Below are 16,487 nucleotides of genomic sequence, written 5' to 3' on the forward strand. Positions count from 1 at the left end.
GCTCGCGATAGCGATCTGTCAGCTTGCACCCATGTTGAATGTTATGCCGCCATCGCGAGCAAGCTCGCTCCCACAGGGGGACCCGTTGCTCACAAAATATTGGAGTAATCCGCCTCGATCCGGTCCAGGCTCAGGTGGTTGAGGAAGTTGGAGAAGCACATCCACGCCGACAGCGCGTTCATGTCGCGGAACTGTTCCGGCAGGTACTTGGGCGGCACTACCAGGCCTTCGTCCACCAACTGACGCAAGGTGCGCATGTCTTCCAGGGTGGTCTTGCCGCAGAACAACAGCGGTATCTGCTCCAGCTTGCCTTTGCGCACGGCCAGTTGAATGTAGTTGTAAATCATGATGAAGCCCTTGAGGTAGGACAAGTCTTTGGTAAATGGCAGACCTGTCGGCACCGAGCCACGGAAAACGCGACTGGCGTTGCTGTAGCTCTCGGGCATCTCGAAACCTTGCTCGCGGAAGAACTCGAACACCTGCAAAAAGTCCGCGCCCTCCTCAACCATGTGAATGGCGCGGGTACGGTTGGTGAGCTTGCGCAGGCGACTCGGGTACGAGGCGAAGGTGATGATTTCCATCAGGATCGCCAGGCCTTCCTGGGTCACCGTCGACGAGGGCGGGCCCTTGGAGAGGAAGGTGCAGATCGGCTGGTTCAGGCCGTTGAGGGTGGTGCCGACGTGCACCAGCCCTTCGTGGACTTCCAGGGCGCGCACATCGCGGTCGTTGAACATCGCGTCGGCGCGGATCTTGATGTAGTCGGCGCCCGCCGCCGCATCGGCGACGATGCCGTCGGACTCGAACACCCGGATTGTTTCCTCGGCCTCGCCGAACACCTTGTTCAAGCGGTGTTGCAGCAGGCTGACGGCCTCCTTGGCGGTCAATGTCTTCGGTTCATCCTTGAGGTCACCACGACCGTCGATGTTGTTCAGGTATTCGGACAGCATCATGCCCAGGTCAGACAGCGTCGGATCGCCGGCGTGGAATGCGTCCGACGCGGCGCCGTACAACTCCTGGGAAATCAGGCCGAAATCCTCGGTGCCACGCGCTTCGAGCATACGCACCACCATGCGGTATTCCTTGCACATGCGCCGCATGATCTGGCCGACCGGGTTGAACTGACCGAGCTGGCGGGTAATGTCGCGCTCGATGTTCTGGAACTCCAGCTTCACTTTGCTGGAATCGAACGCCAGCGGCCGGTTGAGGTAGTAGTCGCGGTCAACCGCCGGCATTTCCTTGCCCTGGGCCTTGAGGAAGCCCTTGCGAATGTTGTCGTCCCATTTGACCGCATCGAGGACGCGGATCGGCGTCTGCGCCACCACAATGCGATCGGACAAAATGCGTATCGACTGTTGGTAATCGTCCACGCGAAACTCCTGTAGAAACCTGTTGGTGCCGGTTATTTGGCTTTGGCCTGACGCTGATAGCGCACCGCTTCGACGAACACATCGGAGTTGGCCGGGTCGTCGAGGTAGGCGGCGACTTGATCCATGTGGCTGTCGATCAATACGCCATCGCCGTCGTTGGTCTGGAAGCTTTCACCGCTCAGGGCTTTTTGCTTCATGGCCTGGTTGATCTGGTCGAGGTCGAGGTTGTAGACCACCAGTTCATGCTTGTCGGTCAGCTCAAACCCGCCGATGGTGAAATGCCCGCCGAATTGCGCCGGCACCTTCGCCGACAGGTACCAGCGGTTGCCATGGCGCGACAGGGTGAACGGGTAGGCTTCACGTTCCCTGGGCCTGGCCCGGTAGTAGCTGACGGCCTGATAGCGGTTGTCGCCGATGCGGGTCAGTTCGAGGTTGAGCGGCTCGCCCCAGGCATTGGTGCTGGTCCATTTGCCGAGCAATCCTTTGGGCGCGGGGTCGCTGGCAGGCAGCGGTTCCTTGAAGGCCACCAGACAGCCACTGAGCAGCAGGAACGACAAGGCGATCACAACGACACGCCAGGCTTTCATTCAATACTCCCTATGAATACACCGCTGACCTGTAGGAGCGAGCCTGCTCGCGATGAGGGTGTGCCAGACAACATCAATGTTGAATGTTAAGCCGCCTTCGCGAGCAGGCTCGCTCCTACAGAGGTAACTCCCGCCCGGAACTACACCGACGCCAGCACCAGGTGCATGTAGCGCGTCAGGATGCCGAGCATTTCCTCTTCGGCGGCAGGCTCGTCTACGTTGAGCAGCCCCTGATATTCCATCCGGCCGATAATCGCCGTCAACACCTTGGCATCCTGATGCGGCTCGCGCGAGCCCAGCACCTGGAACAGCTGGCAAGAGCCCTGCAGGAGGATTTGCTGATGCGAGCGCACCAGCTCGGCCAGGCGCGGGTTGAGCAATGCTTCCTGACGAAACGCCTGCTCGGCCATCAAATGTTCACGGCGATTGACCAGTTGCCGGTGAACGTAATCGGTCATCAGTCGCGCAATATCGTCCGCCAGTTTCGAGCGCGCCTGCGGGCTGCCATCGCCACTGGCGATCATGTCGCGCAACAGGCCTTCGTTGTTCACCCACAGTTTGCCCATGTACGCCGCACTGCGTTCCACGTATTGGGCGAAGGTATCGGTGAGCAAGTCATCGATATCCTTGAAATAGTAAGTGGTCGCCGACAACGGCACTTGCGCCTCGGCGGCCACCGCACGGTGCCTTACGGCCCGTACACCGTCACGCACGACAATGCGCATGGCAGCATCCAGGATTTCCTGTCGTCGCTGCTCGCTGCCCTGTCGGCTGGCCTTGCGGCCCTGGTACTGAACACTTTCAGCGACCGCAGTGGCGACACCCGCTGCACCTTCTTGAGCTATTGCACGAATCACGACAGGTATTTCCTCTCAGATGAAAGTAACAAGTTGATACGTTTGTACCAGACAGGCAATAAAAAACCGCCTGAAAAGGCGGTTTTTTAATTGAAACACTTACGCTTGCGGCCGCATGTGCGGGAACAGGATCACGTCGCGGATCGACGGGGAGTTGGTCAGCAGCATCACCAGACGGTCGATACCGATGCCTTCACCGGCCGTTGGCGGCATGCCGTACTCCAGCGCACGAACGAAGTCAGCGTCGTAGTGCATGGCTTCGTCGTCACCGGCGTCCTTGTCGGCCACCTGGGCCATGAAGCGCTCGGCCTGGTCTTCCGCGTCGTTCAACTCGGAATAGGCGTTGGCGATTTCACGACCACCGATGAACAGCTCGAAACGGTCGGTGACGTTCGGGTTGTCGTCGTTACGACGGGCCAGCGGCGACACTTCGAACGGGTACTGGGTAATGAAGTGCGGCTGCTCAAGCTTGTGCTCGACCAGTTCTTCGAAAATCATCACCTGCAGCTTGCCAAGGCCTTCGAAGCCCAGCACCTTGGCGCCGGCTTTCTTGGCGATGGCGCGGGCCTTGTCGATGTCGTTCAGGTCGTCAGCGGTCAGCTCGGGGTTGTACTTGAGGATCGAGTCGAACACCGACAGACGCACGAACGGCTCGCCGAAGTGGAACACCTTGTCGCCGTACGGCACGTCGGTGCTGCCCAGAACCAGCTGCGCCAGTTCGCGGAACAGTTCTTCGGTCAGGTCCATGTTGTCTTCGTAGTCGGCGTACGCCTGGTAGAACTCCAACATGGTGAATTCAGGGTTGTGACGAGTCGAAACGCCTTCGTTACGGAAGTTGCGGTTGATCTCGAACACTTTCTCGAAGCCGCCAACAACAAGGCGCTTGAGGTACAGCTCCGGCGCGATACGCAGGAACATGCCCATGTCCAGCGCGTTGTGGTGGGTTTCGAACGGCTTGGCTGCCGCGCCGCCCGGAATGGTTTGCAGCATCGGCGTTTCCACTTCCAGGAAGTCACGTTTCATCAGGAAGCTGCGGATGTGGGCGATGACTTGCGAACGCACGCGGAAGGTCTGGCGCACGTCTTCGTTGACGATCAGGTCAACGTAGCGCTGGCGGTAGCGCTGTTCGGTGTCGGTCAGGCCGTGGTGCTTGTCCGGCAGCGGGCGCAGGGATTTGGTCAGCAGGCGCACGCTGGTCATTTCAACGTACAGGTCGCCCTTGCCGGAACGGGCCAGGGTGCCTTCGGCGGCAATGATGTCGCCCATGTCCCAGGTTTTCACCGCGGCCAGGGTTTCTTCGGACAGGGTCTTGCGGTTGACATAGACCTGGATGCGCCCGGTCATGTCCTGGATCACCATGAACGAACCACGGTTGAGCATGATGCGACCGGCAACCTTGACCGGGATCGCAGCCTCTGCCAGCTCTTCCTTGGTCTTGTCCGCGTACTGTTTCTGCAGTTGCTCGCAGTAGTTTTCGCGGCGGAAGTCGTTCGGGAAGGCATTGCCCTTGGCGCGCTCGGCAGCAAGCTTTTCCTTGCGCAGGGCGATCAGGGAGTTTTCTTCCTGTTGCAGGGCTTGCGGGTCGAGTTCTAGGTCGCTCATGTCTTTAAAAATTCCATCACAGGTTCGTTGCCCCCGGGCCCTTCGGCCCGGGGATCGCCAGCAGGGCTGGCTCCTACAGGGATCGAGTTGAATCAGCCGATCCTGTATTGCGTCTTTTACAGCCCTGATTTCAGGCTGGCTTCCAGGTATTCGTCGATGTCGCCATCGAGCACCTTGTCACAGTCGCTGCGTTCGATGTTGGTGCGCAGATCCTTGATCCGCGAAGCATCGAGCACGTACGAACGGATCTGATGACCCCAGCCGATATCGGACTTGGTGTCTTCCAGCGCCTGGGACGCCGCGTTGCGCTTCTGTATTTCCTGCTCGTACAACTTGGCCCGCAGCATTTTCATGGCGGTGTCTTTGTTGGCGTGCTGGGAACGTTCGTTCTGGCAGCTGACCACGGTGTTGGTCGGTACGTGGGTGATACGTACGGCCGAGTCGGTGGTGTTTACGTGCTGACCACCGGCACCGGAGGAGCGATAGGTGTCGATCCGCAAGTCTGCCGGGTTGATTTCGATTTCCACCTTGTCATCGATCTCGGGGGAAACGAACACCGCCGAGAAAGAAGTGTGGCGACGGTTGCCGGAGTCGAACGGGCTCTTGCGCACCAGACGGTGCACGCCGATCTCGGTCCGCAACCAGCCAAACGCGTATTCGCCCTTGATGTGCACGGTCGCGCCCTTGATCCCGGCGACTTCACCGGCCGACAGCTCCATGATGGTCGCGTCGAAACCGCGTTTGTCGGCCCAGCGCAGGTACATGCGCAGCAGGATGTTGGCCCAGTCCTGGGCTTCGGTGCCGCCGGAACCGGCCTGGATGTCCAGGTACGCGTTGTTCGGGTCCATTTCATGGCTGAACATGCGCCGGAATTCCAGCTTGGCGAGGCTTTCCTCGAGACGGGCCAGCTCGGCGACGACATCGCCCACTGCGCCTTCGTCGTTCTCTTCAACGGCCATGTCCAGCAGGTCACGGCAATCGGCCAGACCGGTGTTCAGTTCGTCGAGGGTATCGACGATCTGCGCCAGCGCAGCGCGCTCGCGGCCCAGTTCCTGGGCGTATTCAGGTTTGTTCCAGACACTCGGATCTTCAAGCTCGCGATTGACCTCGGTCAGACGCTCATGCTTTTGATCGTAGTCAAAGATACCCCCGAATAGTTTCGGAGCGCTCGGACAGGTCCTTGATGGTGTTCAGGATCGGGTTGATTTCCATGACGGGCAGCACTCGTTGGCGAACTTTTGAAAGCCGGCGAGTATACCGGGAAACGGCCGATAACGGCAGTCCGCTTGGCCGAAAAGACGGGTTTACAGACGTTCTTTACAGCGATTGAGGCCATTGTGGGAGCGAGCTTGCTCGCGATGACGGAGTGTCAGTCCATGGAACTATCGACTGACACAACGCCATCGCGAGCAAGCTCGCTCCCACAGGGCTTTGCGTCGCTCAGGAAATAGGGTAGATCACTCCACGCCCACCTGATTACGCCCATTGTTCTTCGCCGAATACAGCCCCTTGTCCGCCGCCAGGATCAGGTCGCGGCAATTGCTGCCCGCTTTCGGGGTGATGGTCGACAGGCCGATGCTTATGGTCAGGCTCGAACCTTCGGTGGGCGAGTTATGCGGGATCTTCAGGGCGGCCACGGTCTGGCGCAGCTTCTCGGCCACCAGCCGTGCCCCGCCCTGGGAGGTGTTGGGCAGCACCAGGGCGAACTCTTCGCCGCCGTAGCGGGCCGGCAAGTCCGAAGGCCGGGCACTGGCGTCCTTGATCGCCGCGGCGACCTTGCGCAGGGCTTCATCGCCCTCCAGGTGACCGAAGCTGTCGTTGTAGGCCTTGAAGTAGTCCACGTCGATCATCAGCAACGACAACTGGCTCTGCTCACGCAGCGAACGGCGCCATTCCAGTTCCATGTATTCATCGAAGTGCCGACGGTTCGACAACCCGGTCAGGCCGTCGGAATTCATCAGGCGTTGCAGCACCAGGTTGGTGTCGAGCAGTTGCTGCTGGCTGACCCGCAGCGCGCGGTACGCCGCGTCCCGTTGCAGCAGGGTCATGTAGGAGCGTGAGTGATAGCGGATACGTGCGACCAGTTCGATGTTGTCCGGCAGCTTGACCAGATAATCGTTGGCTCCGGCCGCAAAGGCCGCGCTCTTGATCAACGGGTCTTCCTTGGTCGACAGGACGATGATCGGAATGTCCTTGGTCGCCGGGTGATTGCGGTATTCACGTACCAGGCTCAGACCGTCCAGTCCCGGCATCACCAGGTCTTGAAGAATCACCGTCGGCTTGATGCGCACCGCGTGGGCGATGGCCTGGTGCGGGTCGGCGCAGAAGTGGAAATCGATATTCTCTTCATTCGCCAGGCCGCGGCGCACGGCTTCGCCGATCATGGCCTGATCGTCCACCAGCAACACCATGGCGGCGTTTTCGTCGGTCTTGAAGTCGTCGAGCTGTAATTCATTCATGTGCGGTCACCTGAGTACTACCTGAGCCAGGGATGAGGGAAAAGGTGCTCATTTGGCGAATATCTCCAGCAATCGTGGTGCTATCTTGTCCAGCGGGCGAATCTCCACGGCAGCGTCGATGGCCGCGGCCGCCTTCGGCATGCCATACACCGCACTGCTGCGCTGGTCTTGTGCGATGGTCAGGTAGCCCTGTTGGCGCATGAGTTTAAGCCCCTGGGCGCCATCACGCCCCATGCCGGTGAGCAAAACCCCCACGGCGTCACCATTCCAGTAACTGGCCACGCTTTCGAAGAACACATCGATGGAGGGCCGGTAGATCTCGTTGACCGGTTCGGCGGTGTAGGCCAGCGTGCCGTTTTTCAGCAGGCGAATATGGTGATTGGTGCCGGCCAGCAATACCGTGCCGCTTTGCGGCGGCTCGCCTTCCTCGGCCAGGCGGACGTTGAGACCGCTGGCGCTACTGAGCCATTCAGCCATGCCGGCGGCAAACACCTGGTCAACGTGCTGCACCAGCACGATGGCCGGAGAAAAATTGTGCGGCAGTCCCTTGAGCAAGACTTCCAGCGCTGCCGGCCCACCGGCGGATGAGCCAATGGCGATCAGGCTCTGGCGTGAGCCCGTACTGCGCAACGGTGCCGGCGTCGGACGCGGGCGGTTGCCCTTGTCGCCGATCAGCCAGCTGATGTTCAAGATTTTGCGCAACAACGGCGCGGCCGCTTCCTGGGCATTGCCGGCGCCGAGGGCCGGGGTATCGACCACGTCCAGCGCACCGTAGCCCATGGCCTCGAATACCCGGTGCACGTTCTGCTGGCGATCCACGGTGACGATGACGATGGCACACGGAGTCTCGGCCATGATCCGCCGCGTGGCCTCGACGCCATCCATCACCGGCATGATCAGGTCCATCAGAATCAGGTCCGGTGTGTCCTGCGCGCACTGGCGCACCGCCTCGGCGCCATTGCCGGCGACCCAGACCACCTCGTGGGCCGGCTCGAATGCCAGGGCGCGGCGCAGGGCCTCCACCGCCATGGGCATGTCATTGACGATTGCGATCCTCATGCCCGCGCTCCTCCGATGAGCTCGACCACTGCATCGAGCAAGGCGTCGTCATGAAAACTGGCCTTGGCTAGATAATAGTCGGCCCCGGCATCCAGTCCACGGCGCCGGTCCTCTTCACGATCCTTGTAGGACACCACCATCACCGGCAACGATTGCAGGCGATTGTCCCGACGCAGCAGCGTGACCAGTTCGATGCCATCCATGCGCGGCATATCGATGTCGGTGATCAGCAGATCGAAATCCTCCGAACGCAGCGCGTTCCAGCCGTCCATGCCGTCCACCGCAACCGCCACGTCATATCCGCGATTGAGCAACAGCTTGCGCTGCAACTCTCGCACGGTCAGGGAATCGTCCACCACCAGAATTCGTTTGCGGGCCGCCTCGACCACCTGATCGCTGCGACGGGCAATGCGCTCCAGACGCCCAGTGTCGAGCAATTTATCCACCGAACGCAGCATGTCTTCGACATCGACGATCAGCACCACCGAACCGTCATCGAGCAAGGCCCCGGCGGAAATGTCCTGCACCTTGCCCAGACGCTCATCCAGTGGCAACACCACCAATGTCCGCTCACCGATAAACCGTTCCACTGCCACGCCGTAGATCGCATCGCGCTCGCGAATCACCACGACGCTCAGGGTTTGCCCGCTGTTCTGGCAGGCCGGACGTTGCAGCAACTGACTGGCCGCCACCAGGCCGACATGCCGGCCTTCGTGCCAGAAATGCTGGCGGCCTTCGACCTGCACGATCTCCGCCGGCTCCAGGTCGCACATGCGCTCGATATGCGCCAGCGGGAAGGCATAGGCTTCGTCGCCGACTTCCACCACGAGGCTGCGCACCACCGACAGGGTCAGCGGCACCTCAAGGTGGAAACGACTGCCCTCGCCCGCCGTCTGCTCCAGCACCACCGCGCCGCGCAACTGCCGGACCATGTGCTGCACCGCATCCAGGCCAACGCCGCGACCGGACACCTCGGTGACCGTGTCGCGCAAACTGAAACCGGGCAGGAACAGGAATGTCAGCAACTCCTCTTCGCTCAACTGAGCGGCGGTTTGCGCGGGCGACAAACTTCGTTCAACGATGCTGCGACGGACCTTTTCCAGGTCCACGCCATTGCCGTCATCGCTCAATTCAAGCACCAGCAAACCGGCCTGATGGGACGCGCGCAGGCGAATCAAACCTTCAGCCGGCTTGCCCGCCAGCAGCCTTTGTTCCGGGGTTTCGATGCCGTGGTCGACCGCATTGCGCAACAAGTGAGTCAACGGCGCTTCGAGCTTTTCCAGTACGTCGCGATCAACCTGAGTCTTCTCGCCTTCAATCTCAAGTCGCACCTGTTTGCCCAGATCACGCCCCAGATCACGGACCATACGCACCTGACCGGTCAGCACATCGGCAAACGGCCGCATGCGACAGGCCAGCGCCGTGTCGTACAACACCTGTGCCCGCTGGCTGGCATGCCAGGCGAACTCATCGAGTTCGGCGTTCTTTTCCATAAGCAACTGCTGGGATTGCGCGAGCAAGCGCCGGGCATCCTCAAGGGTTTCCTGGGCCTCCAGGCTCAAGGCGTGATCCTTGAGATGCACGTTGAGACTCTCCAGTGCACGCAAGCTGTTGCTCTGCATGCGCTTGAGCCGCTGCATGGTCGCAAGGTGCGGTTTGAGCCGCTGGGTTTCCACCAGGGATTTGCTCGACAGATCGAGCAAGCTGTTCAGGCGCTCGGCGGTGACACGCAGCACACGTTCGCCGTTTTCGGTGGTGCGTGTGGTCTTGCGCGGGGCTGGCGCCGATGGCGGTTCGGCGGCAGTCATGGGCGGCTCGACCTTGGGCGCGGGTGCTTCGGGTTGAAGTTCGGCCATCACCGGTTCTGCTGGCGCAATCAACGGCGCCGTCGGGTCCAGTAACCGCGCCATCAATGCCACGTAGGCGTCGATGTCCACGTCCCCCGGCGTGCTGCCTGGCGTGGCAATGCGCATCAGCAAATCGGTGCCTTGCAACAACGCATCGATGTGCCCGGGACGCAGCACCAGGCGCCCTTCCTGGGCACTGACCAGGCAATCCTCCATCACATGGGCAACGCTGACCCCGGCATCGACGCCAACGATCCGCGCCGCCCCCTTGAGTGAGTGCGCCGCACGCATGCACGATTCAAGTTGATCGGCCAGGGTCGGGTCGCGCTCAAGCGCCAGCAGGCCGACACTCAAGACCAGGGTCTGGGCTTCGGCCTCCAGGCTGAACAGCTCCAGCAAAGAAGCGTCGCGCATTTGCTCGGGGGTCATGTGAGGCTCCGGGTCACGGCGGACAGCAGCTGTTCTTCATCCAGCCAACGCAGGCTGCGACCTTTGAATTGCAACACGCCACGGGTGTATTTGGCGCTGGCCTGAGCACCCGAGCGCGATGCGGTATCGAGGATGATTTCGTCAATGGCGTGAATCCCGTCGACTTCGTCCACCGGCACCACCACTGGCCCGCCGTGGGCCGCGATGATCAGCATGCGCGGCATGACCCGCGTGCCGGACACAGCGCTGCCAGTGTCGTCGAGCCCGAGCAACTCCACCAACGACAGGCAGGCGACCAGCGCACCGCGCACATTCGCCACGCCGAGCAAGGCCCGGGAGCGCTGGTGCGGCAAGGAGTGAATCGCCTGCAGCGGCGCCACCTCGACCAGACTGCGCGTGGCCAGGCCCAGCCATTCTTCACCCAGACGGAACATCAACAACGAGCGGGTTTTCACCTCGCTCTCGACCGTGACGGACACTGGCCCGCGATCCTCCTGCTGCAACGCATAGCGATCGAGCAAGCGTGTGGCGGCCGCCGAATACACCGCACAATTGCGGCAATGAATATGCTCGGCCAGCAACGGGCAAGACTTGTCGCCATGGATACCGATACGGTTCCAGCAGTCGTCGATGGCCTGGGCATCCCGGGTGACGCTAAAGGTGTCGGAGGCGATCATCGTTTACGCTCACTGTCGGTGGTGCGTGCGCTACGGGCGGCACGTACCTGCAATCGCCTGGCTCCCGCCACGTCGCCCTGGGCCTGCAGCAATGCAGCCAGGTGCATCAACGCTTCGGGATGTTGCGGTTCGAGGTACAACGCCTTGCGATAAAAGCCCTGGGCTTCGAGGACGTTTCCGACGACATCACTGAGCAGTCCCAGCCAATAGAACACCTGGGCTACCGGTTCATGACTGCGCAAATAGCTTTCGCAAGCGGCCCTCGCCTCGGCGCTTTTGCCTTCGTTGGCTAGCGCGGCGATGTTCGCCAGCAGCACGACCGTATCGACGCCAGACGTTTTCGGCGCAGAAGCCAGCGGCACAACACTGGCGAATGGACGACTGCGCGCTGGCGCAGGCGGTGGATTACGCAGCGGTTGCGGCACTGGCAATGGAGCAGGCACGAATGCCGGCAAGGGATCAGGGTCCGGAGCCCCCTGTCGACTGAACGCGAAGGACTGCGCGATACCGATCGAGCGCATCCCCAAACGCCCCAGCAGACTGCCTTCGGCCGGCCCGATAAACAGCACGCCGTCAACGTGGGTCAGGCCCTTGAGCACTTCGAAGACTTGCTTCTGGGTCGGCTGGTCGAAGTAGATCAGCAGGTTGCGACAAAACACGAAATCGAATGGCGGTTCACCAGCCAGCAAGGCCGGATCCAGCAGATTGCCGACCTGCAAGCGCACCTGCTCCTGCACACACGGGTTCAGGCGATAGTTGTCACCCTCGGCAATGAAATGGCGATCGCGAAACGCAATGTCGTCACCCCGAAAGGAATTCTTGCTGTACAAGGCGCGCCTGGCTTTTTCCACCGACAACGGGCTGACGTCCATGCCGTCGACCTTGAACTGGTGCGGCTTGAGCCCGGCATCGAGCAACGCCATGGCGATCGAGTACGGTTCTTCGCCAGTGGAACACGGCAAACTGAGAATCCGCAGTGCGCGCAGGTTGTTGATCCCGGCCAGACGCTTGCTCGCCAGCTTCGCCAGGGTGGCGAAGGATTCCGGATAACGGAAGAACCAGGTTTCCGGAACGATCACCGCTTCGATCAACGCCTGCTGCTCGTCCCGCGAGCCCTGCAAGGTGTGCCAATACTCATCGGCCGAAGGTGCTTGCGACGCTATGCTGCGTTGGCGCACCGCTCGCTCGATGATTGCCGGTCCCACCGAGGTCACGTCGAGTCCGATACGCTCTTTGAGGAAGTCGAAAAAGCGCTGATCGCTGCTCATGACCGCTCCTCCAGCAGTGCCGGATCCAGTGGCGGCGAGGGAAACAACAAGGAGCGAACCTGTTCGTCCAGCAGATCGCTGACCCGTACCCATTGCAGCAAGCCCTGCTCGTCCTTGCGCACCGGCCCCAGGTAAGGCGTGTGCCGATTTTCCAGGCCGTAGGGCTGAAAATCCGCTGGATCGCAGCGCAAGGTGTCGGTCGCCTGTTCCAGAATCAATCCGAGCAGCTGTGCTTCGGTAGTTTCATCCGGGCGATAGTTGACCAGCACCAATCGCGTGCTGGTACGGGCCTGTGCAGGCGTACCGAACGTCAGTGCGCTCAAGTCGATCACCGGCACCACGGCGCCCCGATAGGCGAACACCCCGGCGACCCAGGCGGGGACATGGGGAATGGGCTTCAAGGGCAGGCGCGGCAGCACTTCCGCCACCTCGACGGCCTGCAACGCATAGCGCTCGCTGCCGATGCGGAACACCAGAAACAATGCATGCAGCGCCCGCTTCACGGCAGAGCGTTTGGCCGTGATTTCGCTCATCAGACTTTGAATCGCGAAACGCCGCTGCGCAGCCCGACGGCCACCTGGCTCAGCTCATCGATGGCGAAACTGGCCTGACGCAGAGACTCGACGGTCTGGCTGCTGGCATCGCCCAACTGTACCAGCGCATGGTTGATCTGCTCGGCGCCGGTGGCCTGGGCCTGCATGCCTTCGTTGACCATCAGCACCCGCGGCGCCAGCGCCTGAACCTGATGGATGATCTGCGACAACTGCTCGCCGACCTGCTGCACCTCGGACATGCCGCGACGCACTTCCTCGGAGAACTTGTCCATGCCCATGACCCCGGCCGATACCGCCGACTGGATCTCGCGCACCATTTGTTCGATGTCGTAAGTGGCCACCGCCGTCTGGTCCGCCAGGCGCCGCACTTCGGTGGCGACCACGGCAAACCCGCGCCCGTACTCCCCGGCCTTCTCGGCCTCGATGGCGGCGTTGAGCGACAACAGGTTGGTCTGGTCGGCGACCTTGACGATGGTCACCACCACCTGATTGATGTTGCCGGCCTTCTCGTTGAGGATCGCCAGTTTGGCGTTGACCAGATCGGCCGCGCCCATCACCGAGTGCATGGTTTCCTCCATGCGCGCCAGGCCCTGTTGCCCGGAGCCGGCGGCCACGGAAGCCTGATCGGCGGCGGTGGAGACCTCGGTCATGGTGCGCACCAGATCCCGGGAAGTGGCGGCGATCTCACGGGAGGTCGCACCGATTTCCGTGGTGGTAGCGGCGGTTTCAGTGGCGGTCGCTTGCTGCTGCTTGGAAGTGGCTGCAATTTCAGTGACCGACGTGGTCACCTGCACCGACGAACGCTGGGCCTGGGACACCAGAGATGTGAGCTCGGTCATCATGTCGTTGAAGCCGGTCTCTACCGCGCCGAACTCGTCCTTGCGCTCCAGATTCAGGCGGCTGCTGAGGTCGCCAGTGCGCATGATTTCGAGGATTTTCACGATGCGGTTCATCGGCGCCATGATGGCGCGCATCAACAACAGGCCGCAGAGGGCGGCGGCCAGCACCGCGATCACCAGGGAAATGCCCATGATGGCTTTGGCGGTGACCACCGCATCATCAATGGCCGCGATTTCTGTGTCCGCCACGGTCTTGTTATGCTGCAGGATGTCATTGACTTTCATTCGACCCGCTATCCAGGTCGGGGTCAGCTCACTGTGGAACATGTTGACGGCCTCGGCGTTCTGGTTACGTTTATGCAACTCGATCACCGCGGCCAGAATCCGGTGGTAGTCCTCATGAAGTTTTTCGAACGCTGCGTAATCGACCCTGTCTTCTTCGTCGGCCATCGTTGCACGGTAGAGGTCCATCTGCTCCTTCAACCGCTCGGCGAAGCCCTTGAAGTTCGCGGCATCCTCGGCAGTGAAGCCCTGCCCTTCCTCCAGGCCGAGCATGGCCTGCATGCGTACATAACTGTCGGACCACGCGCCACGAATCATCGAACTGTAATACACCCCTGGCAGAGCGTCCTCACGCACGCTGGCCTCGCTGTTTTCGATCGTCAACAGCCGGGAATACGAGACGACCACCATCAGCAACATGATGGTGATAATTACCGCAAAGCTCGCCAAGATGCGTTGGCGCAACGTCCAGTTCTTCACAGTCATTCCTCGGGGCTGATACGAAATGCGGGGGAGTATAGCTGAGGGCGGTGTTTCATTTATAAGACGCTTGCACACCACCGCTCATCCCACGGGCAAGCCGGGGGGCTCGGGATTGGGACTGTCCGCTAATTGAGGGGGCGGGTGCCAGGGATGATTGGGCAGAAAGAGACCGTGGAATGGTCATTGGATATGTGGTGCGACTGAAAACGCCATCGCGAGCAGGCTCGCTCCCACATTGAATCTCTGGCGTACACAAAATCTGTGATCACTGAAGATCCCCTGTGGGAGCAGCCGGTCGACGCTCGATTGCTCGCGATGGCGGGCTGAAGGTTTACAGGGAGGCCTGGCGAACCTGCTTCTCCAGTTCAGCTTTCAACCCCGGCTCCAGCTTGAGCTGCCGCGCCAGCTCATCGAGGTAGGCCTTCTCCATGAAGTTTTCCTCGTCCACCATCATCACGCTGGCGATGTACATTTCGGCGGCGATTTCCGGGGAGCGGGCGGCGCGGGAGACATCGCTCGGGTCCAGCGGCTTGTTGAGCTCGGCGTGCAGCCAGCGTTGCAGTTCCTGGTCGCTATCGAGCCGGGTGAATTCGCCTTCGATCAAGGCTCGCTCACGCTCATCGACATGACCGTCGGCCTTGGCCGCCGCCACCAGCGCCTTGAGAATCGCCTGACTGTGCAGCTCCACTTGCGCGGCCGGTACGCGGTCCAGGGTTTGCGGCTCCGTAGCGGCCACACCGCCCTGCTGCGCCTGCCAGTTACCCAAGGTTTTATAGGCCAGCACGCCCAACGCGGCGAGACCGCCGTAGACCGCAACCTTGCCCCCGACTTTACGGGCCTTTTTGCTGCCGAGCAGCAAACCCATGGCGCCGGCCGCCAATGCCCCGCCACTCGCGCCGGAGAGCAAGCTGCCGAGGGCACTGGTGCCACCGCTCGCACCCTTTTGCTGTGAGCTGCCGGCCTTGTTCTGCAACAGGTCCTGGCCGGACTTGAGTAGTTGATCGAGCAATCCACGGGTGTTCATTTGCCGCCTCCACAAGACGTTTAACCTGAAACCAAGGCCACCAGCCTAGATCGAAAGTACCCACGTCCCGTGCGCGAGAGTGCTTCCAGATGTTGCATCGCCAAGTCACCTGGCGCTGCCCATCGAAAAAAAAGATATACACTCCAAAAAATCGATAAAAACAGCCCACCGGGTGCTTTCCCATGATGACCTTGCGTCAGATCCGTCATTTCATCGCCGTGGCCGAGACCGGCTCGATCTCGGCCGCCGCGCAAACCGCGTTCATTTCCCAGTCGACCCTGACCCTGGCGATCCAGCAACTGGAGGAGGAAATCGGCGTCAGCCTGTTCAGCCGCCACGCCAAGGGCATGACCCTGACCCACCAGGGCCATCAATTCCTGCGTCAGGCGCACTTGATCCTGGCCACTGTGGATAACGCCAAGCGCAGCCTGCAACAGAGCACCGATCAGGTCGCCGGACAGTTGATCGTCGGCGTGACCAGCCTGGTCGCCGGTTATTACCTGGCGGATTTGCTCACCCGTTTCCAGCGTGCCTACCCCAACGTGGAAATTCGCGTGATGGAAGACGAGCGCCCCTACATCGAGCATTTGCTGGTCAGCGGCGAGATCGATGTCGGCGTGTTGATCCTGTCCAACCTCGAAGACCGCCACGCCCTGCAGACCGAAGTGCTGACCCATTCGCCGCACCGACTATGGCTGCCGGCTCAGCACCCGCTGCTGGAACACGACAGCATCAACCTCGCCGACGTGGCTCGCGAGCCATTGATTCAGCTTAACGTCGATGAAATGGACCGCAACGCCCAGCGCATGTGGTCGGCAGCCTCGCTGCAACCGCGCATCACCCTGCGCACGGCCTCGACCGAAGCGGTGCGAAGCCTGGTGGCCGCCGGATTAGGTGTGTCGATCCAGCCCGACATGACGTATCGCCCGTGGTCACTGGAAGGCGACATCATTGAAGCCCGGCCGATAGCCGACCTCAGCCAGACCCTCGATGTCGGCCTCGCGTGGCGTCGTGGCACCGCGCGGCCGGCGCTGGTGGACCCCTTCCTCACGGTCGCCCGCGAACAACCCCACGGCGGGCGCAAGCCATCTATTTAATCGAACGCCACCTTCGGTATTTAGTATTTGTTGTCCTCGGGCCCGCGAACTAGTCT

14 protein-coding genes are annotated in these 16,487 nt (G+C 61.3%); 1 reads left to right on the forward strand and 13 read right to left on the reverse strand.

Features of this window, described 5'->3' with window-relative positions:
* Positions 1 to 89: 89 nt before the first annotated feature.
* The 13 genes from AC1DRN_RS12460 to AC1DRN_RS12520 form a co-directional block, all read right to left on the reverse strand.
* Entirely contained in the window at positions 90 to 1,367 is a 1,278-nt protein-coding gene (locus AC1DRN_RS12460; protein WP_223458314.1) for a flavohemoglobin expression-modulating QEGLA motif protein, read from the reverse strand.
* Positions 1,368 to 1,399: 32 nt separating this feature from the next.
* Entirely contained in the window at positions 1,400 to 1,954 is a 555-nt protein-coding gene (locus AC1DRN_RS12465) for a hypothetical protein (RefSeq protein ID WP_223458312.1), read from the reverse strand.
* 140 nt (positions 1,955 to 2,094) lie between these two features.
* Positions 2,095 to 2,811, reverse strand: a complete 717-nt coding sequence (locus AC1DRN_RS12470) for a TetR/AcrR family transcriptional regulator (protein ID WP_223458310.1) — start codon at positions 2,809 to 2,811, stop codon at positions 2,095 to 2,097.
* Positions 2,812 to 2,910: 99 nt separating this feature from the next.
* Positions 2,911 to 4,413, reverse strand: a complete 1,503-nt coding sequence (lysS, locus tag AC1DRN_RS12475) for a lysine--tRNA ligase (RefSeq protein WP_057716207.1) — start codon at positions 4,411 to 4,413, stop codon at positions 2,911 to 2,913.
* Positions 4,414 to 4,529: 116 nt separating this feature from the next.
* A protein-coding gene (gene prfB, locus AC1DRN_RS12480) for a peptide chain release factor 2 (protein ID WP_223458770.1) occupies positions 4,530 to 5,625 on the reverse strand; the annotation gives its coding sequence in 2 pieces (ribosomal slippage) (positions 4,530 to 5,552 and positions 5,554 to 5,625; 1,095 coding nt in all).
* A gap of 245 nt (positions 5,626 to 5,870) precedes the next feature.
* Entirely contained in the window at positions 5,871 to 6,872 is a 1,002-nt protein-coding gene (locus AC1DRN_RS12485) for a response regulator (RefSeq protein WP_223458308.1), read from the reverse strand.
* A 48-nt stretch (positions 6,873 to 6,920) separates the two neighbouring features.
* Entirely contained in the window at positions 6,921 to 7,931 is a 1,011-nt protein-coding gene (cheB, locus tag AC1DRN_RS12490) for a chemotaxis response regulator protein-glutamate methylesterase (RefSeq protein WP_223458306.1), read from the reverse strand.
* Complete coding sequence (locus AC1DRN_RS12495; protein WP_223458303.1) at positions 7,928 to 10,207, reverse strand: hybrid sensor histidine kinase/response regulator; 2,280 nt, start codon at positions 10,205 to 10,207, stop codon at positions 7,928 to 7,930. Before AC1DRN_RS12495 ends, cheB begins: the two co-directional genes overlap by 4 nt.
* Positions 10,204 to 10,884, reverse strand: coding sequence for a chemotaxis protein CheW (locus AC1DRN_RS12500; RefSeq protein ID WP_223458301.1), 681 nt, complete (start codon positions 10,882 to 10,884; stop codon positions 10,204 to 10,206). The genes AC1DRN_RS12495 and AC1DRN_RS12500 overlap by 4 nt, the downstream gene beginning before the upstream one ends.
* The gene (locus AC1DRN_RS12505) at positions 10,881 to 12,152 is read right to left on the reverse strand and encodes a CheR family methyltransferase (RefSeq protein WP_223458299.1); all 1,272 of its coding nucleotides are present in this window, start codon (positions 12,150 to 12,152) and stop codon (positions 10,881 to 10,883) included. The genes AC1DRN_RS12500 and AC1DRN_RS12505 overlap by 4 nt, the downstream gene beginning before the upstream one ends.
* Positions 12,149 to 12,685 carry a chemotaxis protein CheW gene (locus AC1DRN_RS12510; protein ID WP_223458297.1) on the reverse strand — a complete coding sequence of 179 codons (537 nt, stop codon included), beginning with the start codon at positions 12,683 to 12,685 and terminating at the stop codon, positions 12,149 to 12,151. The genes AC1DRN_RS12505 and AC1DRN_RS12510 overlap by 4 nt, the downstream gene beginning before the upstream one ends.
* On the reverse strand, positions 12,685 to 14,307 hold the full coding sequence (locus tag AC1DRN_RS12515) for a methyl-accepting chemotaxis protein (RefSeq protein WP_223458295.1): 1,623 nt from the start codon (positions 14,305 to 14,307) through the stop codon (positions 12,685 to 12,687). Before AC1DRN_RS12515 ends, AC1DRN_RS12510 begins: the two co-directional genes overlap by 1 nt.
* 334 nt (positions 14,308 to 14,641) lie before the next feature.
* Entirely contained in the window at positions 14,642 to 15,334 is a 693-nt protein-coding gene (locus AC1DRN_RS12520; protein WP_457266001.1) for a tellurite resistance TerB family protein, read from the reverse strand.
* Between the two features lie 182 nt (positions 15,335 to 15,516).
* On the opposite strand from AC1DRN_RS12520, the gene AC1DRN_RS12525 reads away from it, so the two are divergent.
* Positions 15,517 to 16,431: a LysR family transcriptional regulator gene (locus tag AC1DRN_RS12525; protein WP_007975056.1), complete on the forward strand. Its 915-nt coding sequence runs from the start codon at positions 15,517 to 15,519 to the stop codon at positions 16,429 to 16,431.
* Positions 16,432 to 16,487 lie beyond the last annotated feature (56 nt).

Source organism: Pseudomonas sp. P5_B3 (genome assembly GCF_056400405.1).

Bases quoted from the DNA above. Each gene is read 5' to 3' on its own strand.
- AC1DRN_RS12465 (WP_223458312.1), bottom strand. From the start codon at position 1,954: ATGAAAGCCTGGCGTGTCGTTGTGATCGCCTTGTCGTTCCTGCTGCTC.
- lysS (WP_057716207.1), bottom strand. From the start codon at position 4,413: ATGAGCGACCTAGAACTCGACCCGCAAGCCCTGCAACAGGAAGAAAAC.
- AC1DRN_RS12485 (WP_223458308.1), bottom strand. From the start codon at position 6,872: ATGAATGAATTACAGCTCGACGACTTCAAGACCGACGAAAACGCCGCC.
- cheB (WP_223458306.1), bottom strand. From the start codon at position 7,931: ATGAGGATCGCAATCGTCAATGACATGCCCATGGCGGTGGAGGCCCTG.
- AC1DRN_RS12495 (WP_223458303.1), bottom strand. From the start codon at position 10,207: ATGACCCCCGAGCAAATGCGCGACGCTTCTTTGCTGGAGCTGTTCAGC.
- AC1DRN_RS12500 (WP_223458301.1), bottom strand. From the start codon at position 10,884: ATGATCGCCTCCGACACCTTTAGCGTCACCCGGGATGCCCAGGCCATC.
- AC1DRN_RS12505 (WP_223458299.1), bottom strand. From the start codon at position 12,152: ATGAGCAGCGATCAGCGCTTTTTCGACTTCCTCAAAGAGCGTATCGGA.
- AC1DRN_RS12510 (WP_223458297.1), bottom strand. From the start codon at position 12,685: ATGAGCGAAATCACGGCCAAACGCTCTGCCGTGAAGCGGGCGCTGCAT.
- AC1DRN_RS12520 (WP_457266001.1), bottom strand. From the start codon at position 15,334: ATGAACACCCGTGGATTGCTCGATCAACTACTCAAGTCCGGCCAGGAC.
- AC1DRN_RS12525 (WP_007975056.1), top strand. From the start codon at position 15,517: ATGATGACCTTGCGTCAGATCCGTCATTTCATCGCCGTGGCCGAGACC.